Below are 17502 nucleotides of genomic sequence, written 5' to 3' on the forward strand. Positions count from 1 at the left end.
TCATTAGGTCGCGCCCCCACCCCGGTAGCCCCCCCGGGGGGCGTGGGGCAAACCGCGGGCGAGCGGTGAAAACCGACCGGGCCCCCGCCGAGGGGTCGGGGGGGCCCCGGCGGACACTCGCTAGCTCGCCTCGGAGCCGGCCCCCTGGCTCGGGACCGCCGCGCCGAGCAGTGCCGGCGAGGCGTAGCGGGACCAGGACAGGCAGCCGTCGGGCGGGCAGAACTCGGGGCGGCGCGGGTCGTGCCCGAGCTCGCGCAGCTTGGTCCGGACGGAGTCGGGCGTGCGGCCGAAGCGGGCGGCGATCCGGGCGACGGTCTCGCCGTCGTGGAAGCGCCGGACCAGCTCCTCCTCGTGCTGCGGCACCCACGGGGCGCCGTGTCCGGGGTACAGCTCGCGCAGCACGTCGCGGTCGGGGATGGGTTCGGCGACGTCCGCGACGATCGCCAGCGCCCGCAGCGCGCGGTTGAGCGCGATCCGCAGCGAGGCGACGTCCTCGACCGGCAGGCGGAGCTTGCCCGAGGCCAGCGGCGCGGCGGCCGCCCCCTCACGCCAGCCGGTGAGGGTGAGGGTGACCTCGCGGTCGTCGTCGCTGGCGAGTTCGATCCGGAAGACCTTGTCGCCCAGCGGGAGCTCGTTGAGATGACGGAATGCCATGGCAGGACCCCCAAGTGTCGTGCCAGGAACGCACCTTGGGGGTGCGCCCTGAACAACTACATTCTCTCCCGGGGGTCTGACAGTCGGGCGGTGCCGGAGCCCGCTCAGCCCTTCTCCATGTAGGCGGCGCGGTCCTCGTCGAGCAGGCTCTCCAGCGCGGTGCGCAGCTCCGGGTGGGCGGCCAGCTCCGGGTCCTCGGCGACCAGCCGGGTGGCTTCCGTCCGGGCGGTCAGGATGACCTCCTCGTCCTCCAGCACCGACAGCACCTTGAGCGAGGACTTCACCCCGGACTGGGCCTGGCCCAGCACGTCGCCCTCGCGGCGCTGTTCGAGGTCGATCCGGGAGAGCTCGAAGCCGTCCAGGGTGCCGGCCACCGCGTCCAGCCGGGCCCGGGCGGGGCTGGCCGCCGGCATGTCGCTGACCAGCAGGCACAGTCCGGCCGCGCTGCCCCGGCCGACCCGGCCGCGCAGCTGGTGGAGCTGGGAGACGCCGAAGCGGTCGGCGTCCATGATGACCATCACGGTGGAGTTGGGGACGTTCACGCCGACCTCGATCACGGTGGTGGCGACCAGCACGTCCACCTCCCCGGCGGCGAACCGGCGCATCACGTCGTCCTTGGCGTCGGGGGCGAGCCGGCCGTGCAGGATCTCCACCCGCAGTCCGGCCAGCGGGCCCTTCACCAGCTTCTCGGCGGTCTCCACCACCGAGAGCGGGGGCCGCCGTTCGTCGCTCCCGGCGCCGGCGTCGGTGTCGCCGACCTCCTCGAAGTCCTCCTCGGCCGCCTTCCGCCTCCTCTTGGCGGCCTTCGGGTCGGCGGCCGGCTCCTCGTCGCCGATCCGGGGGCAGACCACGTACGCCTGGTGGCCCTTGCCGACCTCCTCGCGGACCCGCTCCCAGGCCCGGGTGAGGAAGTTGGGCTTCTCCAGCGCGGGGACGACGTGGGTGGAGATCGGCGAGCGGCCGGCCGGGAGCTGGTCCAGGACGGAGGTCTCCAAGTCCCCGAAGACGGTCATCGCGACGGTGCGCGGGATCGGGGTGGCGGTCATCACCAGCAGGTGCGGCGGCTGCTGCCCCTTGGCGCGCAGCGCGTCCCGCTGCTCGACGCCGAAGCGGTGCTGCTCGTCCACCACGACCAGGCCGAGGTCCTGGAACTGGACCTTGTCCTGGATCAGCGCGTGGGTGCCGATGGCGATCCCGGCGTTCCCGCACGCCATGTCGGACATCACCCGGCGGCGGGCGGGGTCACCCATCGAGCCGGTCAGCAGCACCACCCGGGTGGCGTGCTCGGAGCCGCCGAGCATCCCGCCCTGGGCGAGGTCGCCCATCATCTCGACGATCGAGCGGTGGTGCTGCTGGGCCAGCACCTCGGTGGGCGCCAGCAGCACGGCCTGGCCGCCGGCGTCCACCACCGCGAGCATCGCCCGCAGCGCCACCAAGGTCTTGCCGGAGCCGACCTCGCCCTGGAGCAGCCGGTGCATCGGGTGCTCGGTGGCCAGGTCGGCGGCGATCTCGGCGGAGACCTTCCGCTGGCCCTCGGTGAGGGTGAACGGCAGCCGGGCGTCGAAGGCGTCCAGCAGGCCGCCGGCCCGGGCCACCCGGGGCTTGGCCGGCAGCGCGGAGTCGGCGGCCCGGCGCTGGGCGAGGGCGACCTGGAGGACGAAGGCCTCGTCCCAGCGCAGCCGGCCCTGGGCGCGCTCGCGGTCGGCCTGGCTGCCCGGGCGGTGGATCAGCTCCAGCGCCTCCGGCAGCGGGATCAGGTCGTGGCGCTCGCGCAGTTCGGCGGGCAGCGGTTCGCCGACGTCGCCGAGGTGCTTGGTGAGCGCGGTCTCGATGCAGATGGACAGCTTCCAGCTGGGCATCTGGGCGCTGGCGCCGTACACCGGGATGAGCCGGCCGGCGAACTGCTTCGCCGCATCGGAGCCCGCTTCCTCGTCGAGCAGCTGGTAGTCGGGCGAGACCAGCTGGCGGCTGCGGTTGAAGACCCCGACCTTGCCCGCGAACAGGCCCTGGGCACCGGCCCTGAGCTCCTTCTGCCGCCAGCCCTGGTTGAAGAACACCAGCGAGAGCCGGCTGCGGCCGTCGGTGACGACCACCTCCAGCCGGTCCCCCTTGCGGCCGCGGAACGGGATCAGGGTGACCTTCTCGATCCGGGCCAGCACGGTGACGTGCTCGTCGACCTCCAGCTCGTCCAGGCTGGTGAGCTGGCCGCGCTCGACGTAGCGGCGGGGGTAGTGGTGCAGCAGGTCCCCGACCGTGCGCAGCTTGAGACTGTCGGCGAGCACCTTCGCGGTGCGGTCGCCGACGAGCTTGGTCAGTGGTTCATCGAGAGCGCCCATCAGGCCCTTGTTTACACCAAGGCACCGACGAACACCGACGAACGGACCGCTACTCCACGCCGATGAGCAGCGGCGTGAACTCCTGGCCGCCGTGGAAGACCACCGAGTCCACCTCCGGCCGCTGCTGGCGGACGTGCGCCACCAGCCGGTCGGCGAGCGCCCGGTCGGCGCCCTCGCCGAGGATCAGGGTGACGAGTTCGCCGCCCGCGCCGAGCATCCGGTCGAGCACGCTCTCGCCGACCTCGGCCAGTCCGGCGCCGATCACCGCGACGTCCCCGTCGATCAGGCCGAGCACGTCGCCGGCCTGGCAGACCCCGGCCATGGTCCAGGACTCCCCCTCGGCGACGGCGAGTTCGGCGTACCGGGTGGCCCCGGCGGCCGAGGTCATGGCGACCACGTCCTCGTCGAAGCGGCGGCCGCCCTCGTGCACGGCGAGCGCGGCCAGGCCCTGCACCGGCGAGCGGGTGGGCAGGACGGCGATCCGCACGCCCTCCTCACGCAGCTGGTCGGCGGCGGCCCCGGCGGCGGCGCGCAGTTCGGGGTCGTTGAGCAGCAGCACCACCTCGCGGGCGGCCGCGCCGCGGACGGCGTCGGCGAGTTCGGCGCTGGCCGGGCGGCGGTCCGGGTCGGCGTGCAGGACGACGGCGCCAGCCTGCTCGCACAGGTCGGCCAGCCCGTCGCCGGACACCACCGAGAGCACCGCGCGGGTCCGGTGCTCGCGCTCGCCGCGCTCGGCCGCGGTGCCGGACCGGGCGGCGGCCTCGGCGAAGTGGGTGATCCGGATCTGGTGCGGGCGCCCGGCCCGGACCCCGGCCTCGACGGCGGCGCCCGCGTCGTCCACGTGGACGTGCACGTTCCACAGGCCGTCGCCGCCGCCGATCACCAGCGAGTCGCCGAGCCCGCCGAGCCGCTCGCGCAGCGCGGGCAGCGCCTCGTCCTCGGCGTCCAGCAGGTAGATGACCTCGAAGGCGGGGTGGCCCGGGCCGGGCGGCCGCCGGTGCGGCTCGCAGCTCTCCACCGCCCGGACGTCCCCGCGCAGTGCGACCGGCCCCATCGGCTGCTGCCCGGCGACGGCGTCGGCGAGCGCGCCGAGGACGGCCACCAGGCCGCGCCCGCCGGCGTCCACCACCCCGTTCTCGGCCAGCACGGCGAGCTGCTCGGGGGTGTGCCGCAGGGCGTCCCGGGCGGCCCGGTGGGCGGTGTCGGCGACCTGGGCGAGCCCGTCCCCGGCCCGCACCGCCTCGCGGGCGGCGACCCGGGCGACGGTGAGCAGGGTGCCCTCGACGGGCTCCGCGACGGCCTGGTAGGCGGAGTCGGCGGCGCGCAGCAAGGCGGCCCGAAGCTGGTCGGCGCCGCCGCCCTCGGCCAGCGTCTCGGCGGTGCCGCGCAGCCACTGGGCGAGGATCACCCCGGAGTTGCCGCGGGCGCCGATCAGCGCGCCGCGGGCCATCGCGCGGACGGCGTCGGCCAGCCCGGGCGCCGGCCCGGACTCGGGGTCGGCGAAGCGGCTCTCCACCTCGGCGGCGGCGGACTCGACGGTCAGGTAGAGGTTGGTGCCGGTGTCGCCGTCCGGGACGGGGTACACGTTGAGCGCGTCGATCTCCTCGCGGGCCTGGCCGAGCGCCCGCAGGGCGAGCTGGCACCAGGTGCGCACGGCCGGGGCGTCGAGCGTGTGCAGCACCAGGTCTCCTCCGGGACGGGCCGCCGGACCGGCCCGGGGGCCGCGGCGAGGGGTGATACCGGCAGGTTATCGGGGCTCGGGGAGGGCCGCCGGGGCCCCTGACCGGAGCGATCACCCGGCCGGTCATGGTAGTTTCGTGGGACGGAAGCAAGCGTTGTATGCTCTTCCGGTTGCCTGGAACCGTCCAGGCTCACCCCCTTGTCCGGTCCGGTGCACGCGAGTGTTCTGGTGGGTGAGTGGGTTTTCGAAAGTATCTGATCTGAAGTCTTGGAGTGACTCCTGTGGCTGCCAACTGCGACGTCTGCGGCAAGGGGCCGGGCTTCGGCAACAGCATCTCCCACTCTCACCGCCGTACCCCCCGTCGTTGGAACCCCAACATTCAGACGGTGCGCGCTGTGATTGGGCGTACGCCGAAGCGGCTCAACGTCTGCACCTCGTGCATCAAGGCCGGTAAGGTCTCGCGCTGACGCGCAGACCGGCATGCCGGTCCTCCAGTGAGTCGGTTCATCCCCGGATGGACCGGCTTCGCTGTTTCCGGGACCGGTCAGGCTTTCCGGACGCACACGTGACGGGCGGACCCCCTCGGGGGTCCGCCCGTCGCCGCGTTCCGGCCGGGGCCGCGGGTCAGCGCCAGCGCCAGGCGTGGTCGACCGGGCCGATCCCGGCGCCCAGGGCGAAGCCCCCGGCGATCGCGCCGGTGACGTACTCCTTGGCCGAGCCCACCGCCCCGGGCACCGACTCCCCCTTGGCCAGGCCGGCCGCGATCGAGCTGGCCAGGGTACAGCCGGTGCCGTGGGTGTGCCGGTTGTCGTAGCGCGGCGCGCGGTACCAGTGCACCTCGCCGGGCCCGCCGTACAGCAGGTCGGCCGCCTCGCCGGCCAGGTGCCCGCCCTTGACCAGCACCCAGCGCGGCCCGAGGTCCAGCAGCGCCTCGGCGGCGGCCAGCATCTGCGACTCGTCCTCGACGGTCCGGCCGGTGAGCTGCGTCACCTCGTGCAGGTTGGGGGTGACCACGGTGGCGACCGGCAGCAGCCGCTCGCGGACGGTGGCGACCGCCTCGGCGGCCAGCAGCGCGTCCCCGTGCTTGGAGACGCCGACCGGGTCGACCACCACCGGGGCGGCCACCCCGGCGAGCAGTTCCGCGACGGTCTCGACCAGTTCGATCGAGGCGAGCATGCCGGTCTTCACCGCCTGCACCCCGATGTCGTCCACCACACTGCGGAACTGCGCCCGGACGGCTTCGGCGGGCAGTTCCCAGTAGCCCTGGACGCCGAGCGAGTTCTGCGCGGTGACGGCGGTGATCACGCTCATGCCGTGGACGCCGAGGGCGAGCATCGCCTTGAGGTCGGCCTGGATGCCGGCGCCGCCGCCGGAGTCGGAACCGGCGACGGTGAGGACGCGGGGAGGTGCGGTCGAATCCATGGCCCCCAACCTACCCGCGCGCGTTCGGGGCGCCGCCGTCAGAGCACCGCTTCCGATTCCGCCCAGCGGTCCTGCGGCACCGTCTTCAACCTGGTCACCGCGTCGCCGATCGGCAGCAGCTCGATGCCGGTCCGGCGCAGCGCGGTGAAGTGCCCGAACGCACCCCGGTGGACGGCCTCCACCGCGTGCCAGCCGAAGCGGGTGGCGAGCACCCGGTCCCGGGCGGTCGGGGTGCCGCCGCGCTGGGTGTGGCCCAGGATGACCGGGCGGGCCTCCTTGCCGAGCAGGTTCTCCAGCTCGTGGGCGAGCCGGTTGCCGATCCCGCCGAAGGTCCGGTGGCCGTACTGGTCGACCTCGCCGTGGTCGAAGCGCATGGTGCCGGGCGTCGGGGCGGCGCCCTCGGCGACGGCGATGATGGCGAACTTCTTGCCGCGGGCGAAGCGGTCCTCGACCATCCGGGCCACCGCCTCGATGTCGAAGGGCTTCTCCGGGATGAGGATGCCGTGGGCGCCGCCGGCCATGCCCGCGGTGAGGGTGATCCAGCCGGTGTGCCGGCCCATCAACTCCACCACCATGACGCGCTGGTGGGACTCGGCGGTGGTCTTGAGCCGGTCGATCGCCTCGGTCGCCACGTGCACCGCGGTGTCGAAGCCGAAGGTGACGTCGGTGGCGTCGATGTCGTTGTCGATGGTCTTGGGCACCCCGACCACCGGGAGTCCGGCGTCGCTGAACAGCTTGGCGGCGGTCAGCGTCCCCTCGCCGCCGATCGCGACCAGCGCGTCGATGCCGATGTCCCGGGCCAGCGTCTTGGCGTTCTCCACCGCCCAGGCGATCCGCTCGCGCTGCACCCGGGCCGAGCCCAGGATGGTGCCGCCGAGGGTGAGCAGACCGGTGACGTCGTCGTGCGAGACCGGCCGGGTTCTGCCCTCGATCAGCCCGAGGAAGCCGTCCTCGATGCCCACGATCTCGTCGCCGTGCACGTCCGTGCCCCGGTGCACCACCGAGCGGATCACCGCGTTGAGGCCGGGGCAGTCGCCGCCGCTGGTCAGGACACCGATGCGCATGTGTGGTGTGCTCCCGCTCGCCGTGGTTCGGCCCGGCCGCAGCCGACGGCGGGCGGGCTCGGATGGCGCAAGCCTACGCAGAACGCACCCTCGAAGCCCGTCCGCCGCACGTCCGGAGCGTCACGCGCCGTACCGGCGTCCACGCCCCGTCAGCCGTCCTCCGTACCTCACTCGGCGAAGTGGTCCCAGCCGCCGACCCGGTCCCAGGGCGCGCCGTCGACCGTCACCCGTCCGCTGCGCGATCCCCGCGGGCGGCCGGTCACCTCGCCCACCACCCGCCAGCGGGACGGGAGTTGGACCCCGCGCGGGAAGGTCGCCACGATCGCGTGGTCCTCGCCGCCGGACAGCACCCAGACCAAAGGGTCCACCCCGACCGCCTGGCCGATGTCGGCCATCTGCGCCGGGACGTCGAAGTCGGCGGCCCTGAGGTCGATGTCCACCTCGCTGGCCCGGGCCACGTGGCCGAGGTCGGCGACCAGCCCGTCGCTCACGTCGATCATCGAGGTGGCGCCCAACTCGGCGGCGGCCGGGCCCGCGTGGTACGGCGGCTCGGGCCGGCGGTGCGCCTCGACGAAGGCGCGCGGGGAGCGGAAGCCGCGTTGCAGCACCGTCAGTCCGGCCGCCGACCAGCCGAGCCAGCCGCACACCGCGATCACGTCGCCGACCTGGGCGCCGGAGCGCGTCACCGCCGGGCGCCCCTGGAGGTCGCCGAGCGCCGTGATCGCCAGCATGACGGTGTCGCCGCGCACCACGTCGCCGCCGACCACCGTCGCCCCGGCGACCTGGCACTCGTCGCGCAGCCCGTCCATCAGCTCGGTGGCCCAGGTGGTCGGCAGGTCGGCGGGGGCGACCAGCCCGAGCAGTATCGCGGTCGGCACCGCGCCCATCGCGGCCACGTCGGCGAGGTTCTGGGCGGCGGCCTTGCGGCCCACGTCGTAGGCGGTGGACCAGTCCCGGCGGAAGTGCCGGTTCTCGATCAGGACGTCCGTGGTGGCCACCACCCGGCCGTCCGGGGCCTTCACCACCGCGGCGTCGTCCCCGGGGCCGAGGTCGACCGCGTCGGTGAGCGGTACCCGGGCGGTCAGCTCCCTGATGAGACCGAACTCGCCGAGCTCGCCCACGGTCCCCTGCATCTGCCGTCCTCTCGCCTTTCCTCCCCGGACGGCACCGCCGCCCGGGATACGGTCCCCGTCGCTCCCCCCGCGCGCAGCGTACGCCCTCCGGGGGCACCGAAGTCTCCCCTCCCCGGCCCGCTGCGCGGTAGCGTGGTGATCAGCCTGCCGGTGCGCCCGCACCCACCCCTGCACCAGCCCGGGCGGTCCCGGCGGCGATCCCCCCAACCGGCCGCCGGGAGGTCACCCGTGGTACAGGCATACATCCTGATCCAGACCGAAGTAGGAAAGGCCACCGCGGTGGCCGAGACCATCGCGAAGATCCCCGGTGTGATCACCGCCGAGGACGTCACCGGCCCGTACGACGTCATCGTCAAGGCCGAGGCCGACACGGTCGACGACCTGGGCCGCCTGGTGGTCGCCAAGGTCCAGAAGGTGGAGGGCATCACCCGCACCCTCACCTGTCCGGTGGTGCACCTCTGACCCCGGCTACCATCGGCGGGTGGCCAGAGAACTCCGCATCCCCAGGGCGCTGACCGCGCTTCCCGCGCCGGTCCGCTGGCTGGCCGCGCCGGTCGCGCTGACCTGCACCGTGGTGGTGCTCATCGGCAGTTGGAGTTCCGCCGACGACCCCGCGGTGGAGGTCCCGCGGCCGAGCGGGAAGGCCGCGGACCACTGCCGGGCGCTGGGCGCCGCCCTGCCCCAGGAGTTGCTCGGCCGCGCCCGCCGGGACCCGTCCCCGGCCTCCCCGTACGTGGCGGCCTGGGGCGACTCGCCCCGGGTGGTGCTGCGGTGCGGCATCGACCGCCCGGAGGAGTTGGACGGCCCGCACGCCAAGGACCTGTCGCCGACCGTCGACGACGTCACCTGGTGGTCGCAGCAGCTCGCCGACGGCGGCTACCGCTTCGTGGCGACCATGCGGGCCGCCTACGTCGAGGTGACCGTCCCGGCCGGAGCCGCGCAGAACCCCTTCGACCCGGCGGCCGCCCTGACCCCCGCGGTGAAGGCGAACATCCCGGGCTGAGCCCGTACCCGCCCCGAGCCGAAGGGGCGCGCCGGGAAGTCCCGGCCCGCCCCTGTCACGCGTACGGGCCCGCTAGCGCAGCCCGGTCGAGCGGCGCAGCGCGGTCTGCAGCAGCCGGTCGATCAGCTCCGCGTACGAGACCCCGCTGGCCTCCCACATCTTCGGGTAGGCGGAGATCGGGGTGAAGCCCGGCATGGTGTTGATCTCGTTGATCATCCAGCTGCCGTCGTCCAGCAGGAAGAAGTCGACCCGGGCCAGGCCCTCGCAGCCGAAGGCCTCGAACGCGGCCACCGCCTGGCGCCGGATCTCCGCGACCTCCTCGGCGGTCAGCTCGGCCGGGATCCGCACCTCGGAGGAGTCGATGTACTTGGCCTCGAAGTCGTAGAAGTCGAAGCCCTCGCCGACCAGCACCTCGGCCGGGACGCTGGCCCGCGGGCCGTCCTCGAACTCCAGCACCCCGCACTCGATCTCGCGGCCGGAGACCCCCGCCTCGATGATCAGCTTGGGGTCGTGCCGGCGGGCCTCCTCGATCGCGGCGTCGAGCTCGGCCAGGTCCTTGACCTTGGTGATGCCGATGCTGGAGCCGGCCCGGCAGGGCTTCACGAACACCGGCAGGCCCAGCTCGGCGACCCGCTCGCGCACCGCGGCGCGGCCCGGCTCGGTCTCCCAGTCGCGCGGCCGCACGATCGTGTAGTGGCCGACGCCCAGGCCGTGCGAGGCCAGGATCCGCTTGGCGAACTCCTTGTCCATGCCGGCCGCGCTGGCCAGCACGCCGTTGCCGACGTACGGGACGCCGGAGAGTTCCAGCAGGCCCTGGAGGGTGCCGTCCTCGCCCCACGGGCCGTGCAGCAGCGGGAACACCACGTCGACCTCGCCGAGGGCCTTGGGGGCGCTCCCCGGCTCGCTCAGCAGCACCTCCCGGCTGCCCGGCGAGACCGGCAGCGCGACCTGCCCGTCGACGGCCTCGGCGACGTGGGCCACGTCCGGCAGCCGGCCGTCGGTGATGGCCATCCGGGACGGCTCGTCGCTGGTCAGCGCCCAGCGACCCTCGTGGGTGATGCCGATCGGCAGCACGTCGTACTTGTCACGGTCGATCGCCCGGAGGACGCTGCCCGCGGTGGAGACCGAGATCGCGTGCTCGGAGCTGCGCCCGCCGAAGACCAGCGCGACGCGCGGCTTGGGGGCGGACGGGTCCGGGGTGGTCTGTTCGATGCTCATATCGGGTTTGAGACTACCGTGCGAGGTGTTTCCGGGAAGTCAACGCCGGCCCGGAGAGTCCGCGCCCACCACCGGGTGCGGGGCCCGACGGGCCGGGCCTCAGCGCCGCTCCGCCTTGGCCGAGCGGGACATCAGCACCTGCAGCGCCTCCTGGGTGGGCCGCCCGTTGTGCACCACGTCCACCACCGCCTCGACGATCGGCATGTCGACCCCGCTGCGCCGGGCCAGGTCCAGCACCGACTCGCAGGACTTGACGCCCTCCGCGGTCTGCCGGGTGGCCGCGATGGTCTCGGCCAGCGACATGCCCCGGCCCAGGTTCATCCCGAAGGTGTTGTTGCGCGACAGCGGCGAGGAGCAGGTGGCGACCAGGTCGCCCATCCCCGCCAGCCCCGCGAAGGTGTGCGGGTCGGCGCCCAGCACCTCGCCGAGCCGGGTGGTCTCGGCCAGTCCGCGGGTGATCAGGGTGGCCTTGGTGTTGTCGCCGAGCCCCATGCCGGCCGCCATGCCGACGGCCAGGCCGATCACGTTCTTGACCGCGCCGCCGAGCTCGCAGCCGATCACGTCGGTGTTGGTGTACGGCCGGAAGTACGGCGTGTGGCAGGCCGCCTGGAGCCGCTTGGCGACCGCCTCGTCGGTGCAGGCGACCACGCTCGCGGCGGGCTGCCGGTTGGCGATCTCCTTGGCCAGGTTGGGCCCGCTGACCACCGCGACCCGCTCCGGGCCGACCTTGGTGACCTCGTCGATCACCTCGCTCATCCGCTTGGCGGTGCCGAGTTCGATGCCCTTCATCAGGCTGACCAGCACGGTCTGCGGCTCGATCAGCGGCGCCCAGGCGGCCAGGTTGTCGCGCAGCGTCTGGGAGGGCACCACCAGCACCGCGAAGTCGGCGCCGGCCAGTGCCTCGGCGGCGTCGGTGGTGGCCCGGACGGTGTCGGGCAGCCGGACGCCCGGCAGGTAGTCCGGGTTCTCGTGGGTGGAGTTGACGGCGTCCACCAGCTCCTGGCGGCGGGCCCACAGCACGACCTCGCAGCCCGCGTCGGCCAGCACCATCGCGAACGCGGTGCCCCAGGAGCCCGTCCCCATCACGGCGCAGCGGGTCACCGGCCCGTCCCCTCTTCGTCGTTGTCGTTCCGGCCGCCCTTGGCGCGGCGGCGTTCGGCCAGCGCGGCGGCGGCCCGCTCGCGGGCGGCCTTGCGCATGTCGTAGCGCTCGGCCGGCGGCTCCTCGCCGCGGACCCCGGCCAGCACCTCGGTGATCGCCGCCATGATGTCCTCGGTGGCGTCGTTGAGCACCTGGCCGGTGAGCTCCATGCCCGCGTACTTGCTCAGGTCCACCGCGGGCCCGGCGGCCACGGTCACCCGGTGCCGCGGGAACAGGTTGAACCTGCCCTTGCCGAAACCGGCCCGGCCGTACGGCGGGATGATCTCGTGGGCGCCCCAGTGCGCGACCGGGATGACCGGCGCGCCGGTCATCAACGCGACCCGGGCGACCCCGTTCTTGCCGGTCATCGGCCACAGGTCCGGGTCCCGGGTGAGCGTTCCCTCCGGGTAGAACTGCACGCACTGGCCGTTGTTGACGGCGTCGATCGCGGCCCGGAAGGCCTGCGCCGCGTCGGTGGACTCGCGGAACACCGGGATCTGGCCGGTCTTGCGCAGCATGAACCCGATGAAGGGGATCGAGAACAGCGAGGACTTGCCGAGGATCCGCGGCGGACGGCCGCTGTTGTACTGCCAGTGCGCGTAGATCACCGGGTCGATGATCGAGTTGTGGTTCACGGCGGCGATGAAGCCGCCCTTCTCCGGAATGTGCTCCCAGCCCCGCCAGTCGGGCTTCACCAACGCGGTCGTCACCGGCTTCACCAGCACGGCCGCGAAGCGGTACCAGATGCCGTAGTCGGCGTTGCCGAACTTGGCGTACGAGCGGCGGGCCACCCCAGGCTCCTTCTCATCGCATGCGGCACGTGGGGTGCCGCGGTCATGGCCTCCCGTGCCGCGCACCGGCGCGACCGGTGCCCGGGGCACGGGCGCGGAACAGTGTCGCCCGCCTGCTCACCGGCTGTCGAGCGGCCGCGCCAACCCGCCGGGCGGGCGTGATCAAACGCACGTCCGCACAGCTCGGACGGCCTGGCGAGGGTTCCGGGACCGGCGTCACAATGACGCCGATGACCCAGGACACCGTACGCCCCAGCGAGCCCGTCGCGCCCGCCGCACCCGCCGCCGACTGGTCGCTGGTGCTACCGCTCAAGCCGCTCGCCCTCGCGAAGAGCCGACTGGCCCCGTACGCGGGCCCGCACCGGGCCGAGCTGGCCCTCTCCTTCGCCCTCGACACGGTCACCGCCGCGCTGGCCACCCCGGGCGTCTCGCGCGTCCTGGTGGTCACCCCGGACGCCACCGCCGGCGCCCGGCTGGCCGGGCTGGGCGCCCTGGTGGTCGCCGACGAACCCGGCGGCGGCCTCAACCGGGCGCTGGCGCACGGCGCCTCGGCCGCCCGGGCGCTCGCCCCGCGGGCGCCGCTGGCCGCCCTCTCGGCGGACCTGCCGGCCCTGCGCCCGGCCGAACTCGCCCGGGTGCTGGGCGCGGTGCCGTCGGACGGCCGGGCCTTCCTGCCGGACTCCCCCGGCCTGGGCACCACCCTGCTCGCCTGCGGCCCCGGCCGTCCGCTCGCCCCCGCGTTCGGGGACGGCTCGCGGGCCCGGCACGCGGCCGGCGGGGCGCTCGAACTGCGCCTGGCGGACGTGGAGTCGGTGCGCCGGGACGTCGACACCGGCGCCGACCTCGGCGAGGCCGCCGGGCTCGGCCTCGGCCCGTACACCAGTGCGCTGTTCGCCCGTCTGGGCGGCTCCTGACCAGCGGGCCCGTCGGACCCGCTCGCTATGCTGCTGGCATGCAGGCCACCGCGTTCACCTTCGACCCCGCCACCCGAGCCGGCTCGGTGCTGCTCGACGACGGGACCCCGGTGCCGTTCGACGCGGCCGCCTTCGACGCCGGCGGCCTGCTGCTGCTGCGGCCCGGCCAGCGGGTGCGGATCCGCACCGAGGGCGCGGGCGCGGCCCGCCGGGTGGTCTTCGTGACCCTGCAGACCTTCCCCGACCCGGCCGACGGCCGCTGACGGCGTCAACGACCGCTGACGGCACCGTCCCCCCTCCGGCCGTTCCCACCCTTCCGGCAGTTCCCGCAGTTCCTGCGGATTTCCGCGCCCGGACGGCGGCTGCCGGTGAATCCTGACTAAGCGCCCGGAAATCGAAAGAGCCGCGGCCACCCGGTCTCCGCAATTCGCGGAAGGGGGTGCCGCGGCTCTGTGCCGAAGGCCGTCCGAGGACAGTCGCGCGGGACTTACTTGGCCGAGGCCTTGCGCGCGGTGGTCTTGCGGGTGGCGGTCTTCTTCGCCGGCGCCGTCTTCTTGGCCGTGGCGGTCGCCTTCTTGGCGGTGGCCGTGGTCTTCTTGGCGGCAGCCGTGGTGGTCGCCTTCTTCGCGGCGGCCGTCTTCTTGGTCGCCGCGGCCTTGGTCGCAGCCGCCTTGGTGGCGGTGGCCGTGGTCTTCTTGGCGGCGGCCGTGGTGGTCGCCTTCTTGGCCGTGGCGGTCGCCTTCTTCGCGGCGGTGGCCGTGGTCTTCTTGGCGGCAGCCGTGGTGGTCGCCTTCTTCGCGGCGGCCTTCTTGGCGGCCGGGGCGGCGGCGGCAGCGGTGGCGGCGCGCTTGGTGGCGGCACGCTTGGCGGCCGGGGTCGCGGCGACACCGGTCTTGCCCGGGGTGAGCGAGCCCTTGGGGGCCTTCTTCACCGAGGGGCCTTCCTTCGGCAGCTTCTTGCTGCCGCTGACCAGGTCCTTGAAACCCTGACCCGGACGGAAGCGGGGGACCGAGGTCTTCTTGACCTTGACCCGCTCGCCGGTCTGCGGGTTGCGGGCGAAGCGCGCGGAGCGCTCCACCTTCTCGAAGGTGCCGAAACCGGTGACCGAAACCCGGTCACCGGCCACAACGGCACGGACCATGGTGTCGAGCACTGCGTCGACGGCCTCTGCGGCAGCCTTGCGACCGCCCAGCTGCTCGGCCACCGCTTCGACAAGCTGAGCCTTGTTCACGTCTTCCCCTTCGGAAACGGGCGCCGGATGATTCCATCCGTTCTTTTCGCACGTTAGGTATGTATCTGCGGACTTTCAATTACCAAACGCGCGAATCACCCTAGTGTCGCAATGGATTTGCGCGTCCGCGACCTCAGGCGCGGGGCGGGTGCCCCTCGTCGAGGTCATGTACAAAGCGACTCAACCGCCTTGCCGCCTCCGGAAGATCGCGCTTGGCGGTCTCCGTGACGATGAGCAGTTGACGGGTGAGAGCGGTCTTTGCATCGACAGACACGTTCAGCGCATGCACGCGGGCGTGAGCTTGCTTCAACCGCTCGGCCACAAGCGCGTAGAGCGCTGCGACTTCCTGGTCGTCCGGCGCCTCAGCTGGTGTTGCGGAGGTGACGTCCGGCCGATCGTCAATTCGGCGTTCGGATCCCCGGCCCGTGGACTCCTCGGACGCGGGTTCGCCGCCCGCGTACGGAGGTTCATGGTGCCGGTGCATGTACTGATTGTGCCATCTACCCGCAGTTGTACTTGCGCGGGGCCCTCTTCCGCAAAGCCGAATGGGCAATCCGGGGAGCCCCCGGTGCTAACTCGTGCTCCGGAACGACGGATGGCCCGGCCCCCCCGAGGGGGAGCGCGGGCCATCCGGTGGATCGTCAGAATGCTTGTTCTGAGGGGAACTCAGGACACCGGCAGAGTACGGGGCTTGAACGCCGGACGGGTCGCCTCGTAGGCGGCGATGTCCCCCTCGTTCTGCAGCGTGATGCTGATGTCGTCCAGGCCGTTGAGCAGCCGCCACCGGAGGTTGTCGTCCAGTTCGAAGGTCGCGGTGATGCCTTCGGCCCGGACTTCCCGTGCTTCCAGATCAACGGTGATCTCGGCCGAAGGGTCACTCTCGGTGAGCGACCAGAGGCGCTCCACGGTCTCCTGCGGCAGCACGACGGTCAGCAGACCGTTCTTCAGCGAGTTGCCCCGGAAGATGTCGGCGAAGCGCGAGGAGATGACCGCGTGGAAGCCGTAGTTCTGCAGCGCCCAGACCGCGTGCTCCCGGGAGGAGCCGGTGCCGAACTCGGGGCCGGCCACCAGGACGGTGGCGCCCTCGCGCTCGGGCCGGTTGAGGACGAACGACTCGTCCTTGCGCCAGGCCTCGAACAGGCCGTCCTCGAAACCGGATCGGGTGACCTTCTTGAGCCAATGGGCCGGGATGATCTGGTCCGTGTCCACGTTGCTGCGGCGCAGCGGGACGGCCCGGCCGGTGTGGGTGGTGAACTTCTCCATGGCTCAGGCCTCCACGGCGACGTTGGCGGAGTTGGCGGACAGGTCCGACGGGGCGGCCAGCCGGCCCAGGACGGCGGTCGCGGCGGCGACCTGCGGGGAGACCAGGTGGGTGCGGCCGCCCTTGCCCTGGCGGCCCTCGAAGTTGCGGTTCGAGGTGGAGGCGCAGCGCTCCCCCGGAGCGAGCTGGTCGGGGTTCATGCCCAGGCACATCGAGCAGCCGGCGTGCCGCCATTCGGCCCCGGCGGCGGTGAACACCTTGTCCAGGCCCTCCTCGACGGCCTGGAGCGCGACCCGGACGGAGCCGGGGACGACCAGCATCCGCACCCGGTCGGCGACCTTGCGGCCCTCCAGCACGGCGGCGGCGGCGCGCAGGTCCTCGATCCGGCCGTTGGTGCAGGAGCCGACGAAGACCGCGTCGACGGCGACCTCGCGCAGCGGGGTGCCCGCCTCCAGGCCCATGTACGCGAGGGCGTTCTCGGCGGCCGCGCGCTCCTGCGGGTCGGCGAAGTCCGCGGGGTTCGGGACGTCCGCGCCGAGCGGGGCGCCCTGGCCGGGGTTGGTGCCCCAGGTGACGAAGGGGGTGAGCTCGCTCGCGTCGATGAACACCTCGTGGTCGAAGACGGCGTCCTCGTCGGTGGCCAGGGTCCGCCAGTACGCGACGGCAGCGTCCCAGTCCTCGCCCTGCGGGGCGTGCGGGCGACCCTGGAGGTAGTCGAAGGTGGTGTCGTCCGGGGCGATCATGCCGGCCCGGGCGCCCGCCTCGATCGACATGTTGCAGACGGTCATCCGGGCCTCCATCGACAGGCTCCGGATCGCCGAACCGCGGTACTCCAGGACGTAGCCCTGGCCGCCGCCGGTGCCGATCTTCGCGATCACGGCGAGGATCAGGTCCTTGGCCGTGACGCCCTCGGGCAGGTCGCCCTCGACGGTGACCGCCATGGTGCGGAACGGCGCCAGCGGCAGGGTCTGGGTGGCCAGCACGTGCTCGACCTGGCTGGTGCCGATGCCGAACGCCAGCGCGCCGAAGGCGCCGTGGGTGGAGGTGTGGGAGTCGCCGCAGACCACGGTGGTGCCGGGCTGGGTCAGGCCGAGCTGGGGGCCGACCACGTGCACCACGCCCTGCTCGACGTCGCCGAGCGAGTGGATCCGTACGCCGAACTCGGCCGCGTTGCGGCGCAGGGTCTCCAACTGCACCCGGGAGACCGGGTCCGCGATCGGCTTGTCGATGTCCAGGGTCGGGGTGTTGTGGTCCTCGGTGGCGATCGTCAGATCGGTGCGGCGGACCGTACGGCCGGCCAGCCGCAGCCCGTCGAAGGCCTGCGGGCTGGTCACCTCGTGGAGCAGGTGCAGGTCGATGAACAGGAGGTCGGGCTCGCCCTCCGCGCGCCGCACGACGTGGTCGTCCCAGACCTTCTCTGCGAGTGTCCGTCCCATCGGATTCCCTCCAGCCGGCCGCGTTGCCGGCCTTCTCGTGTCGTCGAGGTCATTGCGCGCCCGCCCGTGGGGAGCGTGTTCGCGAGACCTGCACGCCGGATCGCTGTCCACGATGCGGACACTCTGACGAGGCCCCATCCTGGATGTCTCCCGGGCTGCTGCATCCAGAGTGGCGCTTTTCCCGGAAGATTGAACTTGCGTCTCGCGGAATGAGACTG

The 17502-nt window shown here is 73.2% G+C and carries 18 protein-coding genes; 5 read left to right on the forward strand and 13 right to left on the reverse strand.

The genetic code is table 11. The features are described 5' to 3' along the window. Positions 1–120 precede the first annotated feature (120 nt). From ACFWXO_RS20665 to ACFWXO_RS20675, 3 genes are all read right to left on the reverse strand, one after another. Positions 121–654: a hypothetical protein gene (locus ACFWXO_RS20665; protein ID WP_350508249.1), complete on the reverse strand. Its 534-nt coding sequence runs from the start codon at positions 652–654 to the stop codon at positions 121–123. A gap of 104 nt (positions 655–758) precedes the next feature. Beyond that, positions 759–2990 carry an ATP-dependent DNA helicase RecG gene (recG, locus tag ACFWXO_RS20670; protein WP_380525274.1) on the reverse strand — a complete coding sequence of 744 codons (2232 nt, stop codon included), beginning with the start codon at positions 2988–2990 and terminating at the stop codon, positions 759–761. A gap of 49 nt (positions 2991–3039) precedes the next feature. Beyond that, complete coding sequence (locus ACFWXO_RS20675) at positions 3040–4671, reverse strand: DAK2 domain-containing protein (protein WP_380525276.1); 1632 nt, start codon at positions 4669–4671, stop codon at positions 3040–3042. Between the two features lie 281 nt (positions 4672–4952). On the opposite strand from ACFWXO_RS20675, the gene rpmB reads away from it, so the two are divergent. Beyond that, on the forward strand, positions 4953–5138 hold the full coding sequence (gene rpmB / locus ACFWXO_RS20680; protein WP_014138233.1) for a 50S ribosomal protein L28: 186 nt from the start codon (positions 4953–4955) through the stop codon (positions 5136–5138). Positions 5139–5295: 157 nt separating this feature from the next. Here the strand turns inward: rpmB and thiD are convergent, their stop codons facing one another. The 3 genes from thiD to ACFWXO_RS20695 all read right to left on the reverse strand — a co-directional run bounded on the left by thiD (position 5296) and on the right by ACFWXO_RS20695 (position 8290). Further along, entirely contained in the window at positions 5296–6093 is a 798-nt protein-coding gene (thiD, locus tag ACFWXO_RS20685; protein WP_380525277.1) for a bifunctional hydroxymethylpyrimidine kinase/phosphomethylpyrimidine kinase, read from the reverse strand. 38 nt (positions 6094–6131) lie between these two features. After that, positions 6132–7157 (reverse strand): ATP-dependent 6-phosphofructokinase, encoded by a 1026-nt coding sequence (locus ACFWXO_RS20690; RefSeq protein WP_380525278.1) that lies wholly within the window; start codon positions 7155–7157, stop codon positions 6132–6134. A gap of 167 nt (positions 7158–7324) precedes the next feature. Then, positions 7325–8290 (reverse strand): thiamine-phosphate kinase, encoded by a 966-nt coding sequence (locus ACFWXO_RS20695; RefSeq protein ID WP_375891732.1) that lies wholly within the window; start codon positions 8288–8290, stop codon positions 7325–7327. 228 nt (positions 8291–8518) lie between these two features. Between ACFWXO_RS20695 and ACFWXO_RS20700 the strand changes: the two genes are divergently transcribed. Further along, the gene (locus ACFWXO_RS20700; protein ID WP_375891731.1) at positions 8519–8752 is read left to right on the forward strand and encodes an Lrp/AsnC family transcriptional regulator; all 234 of its coding nucleotides are present in this window, start codon (positions 8519–8521) and stop codon (positions 8750–8752) included. Between the two features lie 19 nt (positions 8753–8771). Continuing rightward, positions 8772–9293, forward strand: a complete 522-nt coding sequence (locus ACFWXO_RS20705) for a DUF3515 domain-containing protein (protein WP_375891729.1) — start codon at positions 8772–8774, stop codon at positions 9291–9293. A 72-nt stretch (positions 9294–9365) separates the two neighbouring features. On the opposite strand, the gene ACFWXO_RS20710 is transcribed toward ACFWXO_RS20705, so the two are convergent. From ACFWXO_RS20710 to ACFWXO_RS20720, 3 genes are all read right to left on the reverse strand, one after another. Then, positions 9366–10511, reverse strand: coding sequence for a D-alanine--D-alanine ligase family protein (locus ACFWXO_RS20710; RefSeq protein ID WP_380525279.1), 1146 nt, complete (start codon positions 10509–10511; stop codon positions 9366–9368). Positions 10512–10610: 99 nt separating this feature from the next. Next, positions 10611–11594, reverse strand: a complete 984-nt coding sequence (locus ACFWXO_RS20715) for an NAD(P)H-dependent glycerol-3-phosphate dehydrogenase (protein WP_380396348.1) — start codon at positions 11592–11594, stop codon at positions 10611–10613. 14 nt (positions 11595–11608) lie between these two features. Further along, complete coding sequence (locus ACFWXO_RS20720; protein ID WP_375891726.1) at positions 11609–12442, reverse strand: lysophospholipid acyltransferase family protein; 834 nt, start codon at positions 12440–12442, stop codon at positions 11609–11611. 230 nt (positions 12443–12672) lie between these two features. On the opposite strand from ACFWXO_RS20720, the gene cofC reads away from it, so the two are divergent. Both cofC and ACFWXO_RS20730 read left to right on the forward strand, forming a co-directional pair. Beyond that, positions 12673–13356, forward strand: coding sequence for a 2-phospho-L-lactate guanylyltransferase (cofC, locus tag ACFWXO_RS20725; protein WP_375891724.1), 684 nt, complete (start codon positions 12673–12675; stop codon positions 13354–13356). Between the two features lie 38 nt (positions 13357–13394). Next, positions 13395–13619: a hypothetical protein gene (locus ACFWXO_RS20730; protein WP_380525280.1), complete on the forward strand. Its 225-nt coding sequence runs from the start codon at positions 13395–13397 to the stop codon at positions 13617–13619. 224 nt (positions 13620–13843) lie between these two features. Here the strand turns inward: ACFWXO_RS20730 and ACFWXO_RS20735 are convergent, their stop codons facing one another. From ACFWXO_RS20735 to leuC, 4 genes are all read right to left on the reverse strand, one after another. After that, complete coding sequence (locus ACFWXO_RS20735) at positions 13844–14587, reverse strand: HU family DNA-binding protein (RefSeq protein ID WP_375891720.1); 744 nt, start codon at positions 14585–14587, stop codon at positions 13844–13846. A gap of 133 nt (positions 14588–14720) precedes the next feature. After that, entirely contained in the window at positions 14721–15071 is a 351-nt protein-coding gene (locus ACFWXO_RS20740) for a hypothetical protein (protein WP_375891718.1), read from the reverse strand. Positions 15072–15253: 182 nt separating this feature from the next. Further along, complete coding sequence (gene leuD / locus ACFWXO_RS20745) at positions 15254–15850, reverse strand: 3-isopropylmalate dehydratase small subunit (RefSeq protein WP_375891717.1); 597 nt, start codon at positions 15848–15850, stop codon at positions 15254–15256. Positions 15851–15853: 3 nt separating this feature from the next. Further along, the gene (gene leuC / locus ACFWXO_RS20750; RefSeq protein WP_375891715.1) at positions 15854–17284 is read right to left on the reverse strand and encodes a 3-isopropylmalate dehydratase large subunit; all 1431 of its coding nucleotides are present in this window, start codon (positions 17282–17284) and stop codon (positions 15854–15856) included. Positions 17285–17502: the final 218 nt, after the last annotated feature.

This window comes from Kitasatospora sp. NPDC059088, assembly GCF_042738155.1.
Taxonomy (GTDB): domain Bacteria; phylum Actinomycetota; class Actinomycetes; order Streptomycetales; family Streptomycetaceae; genus Kitasatospora.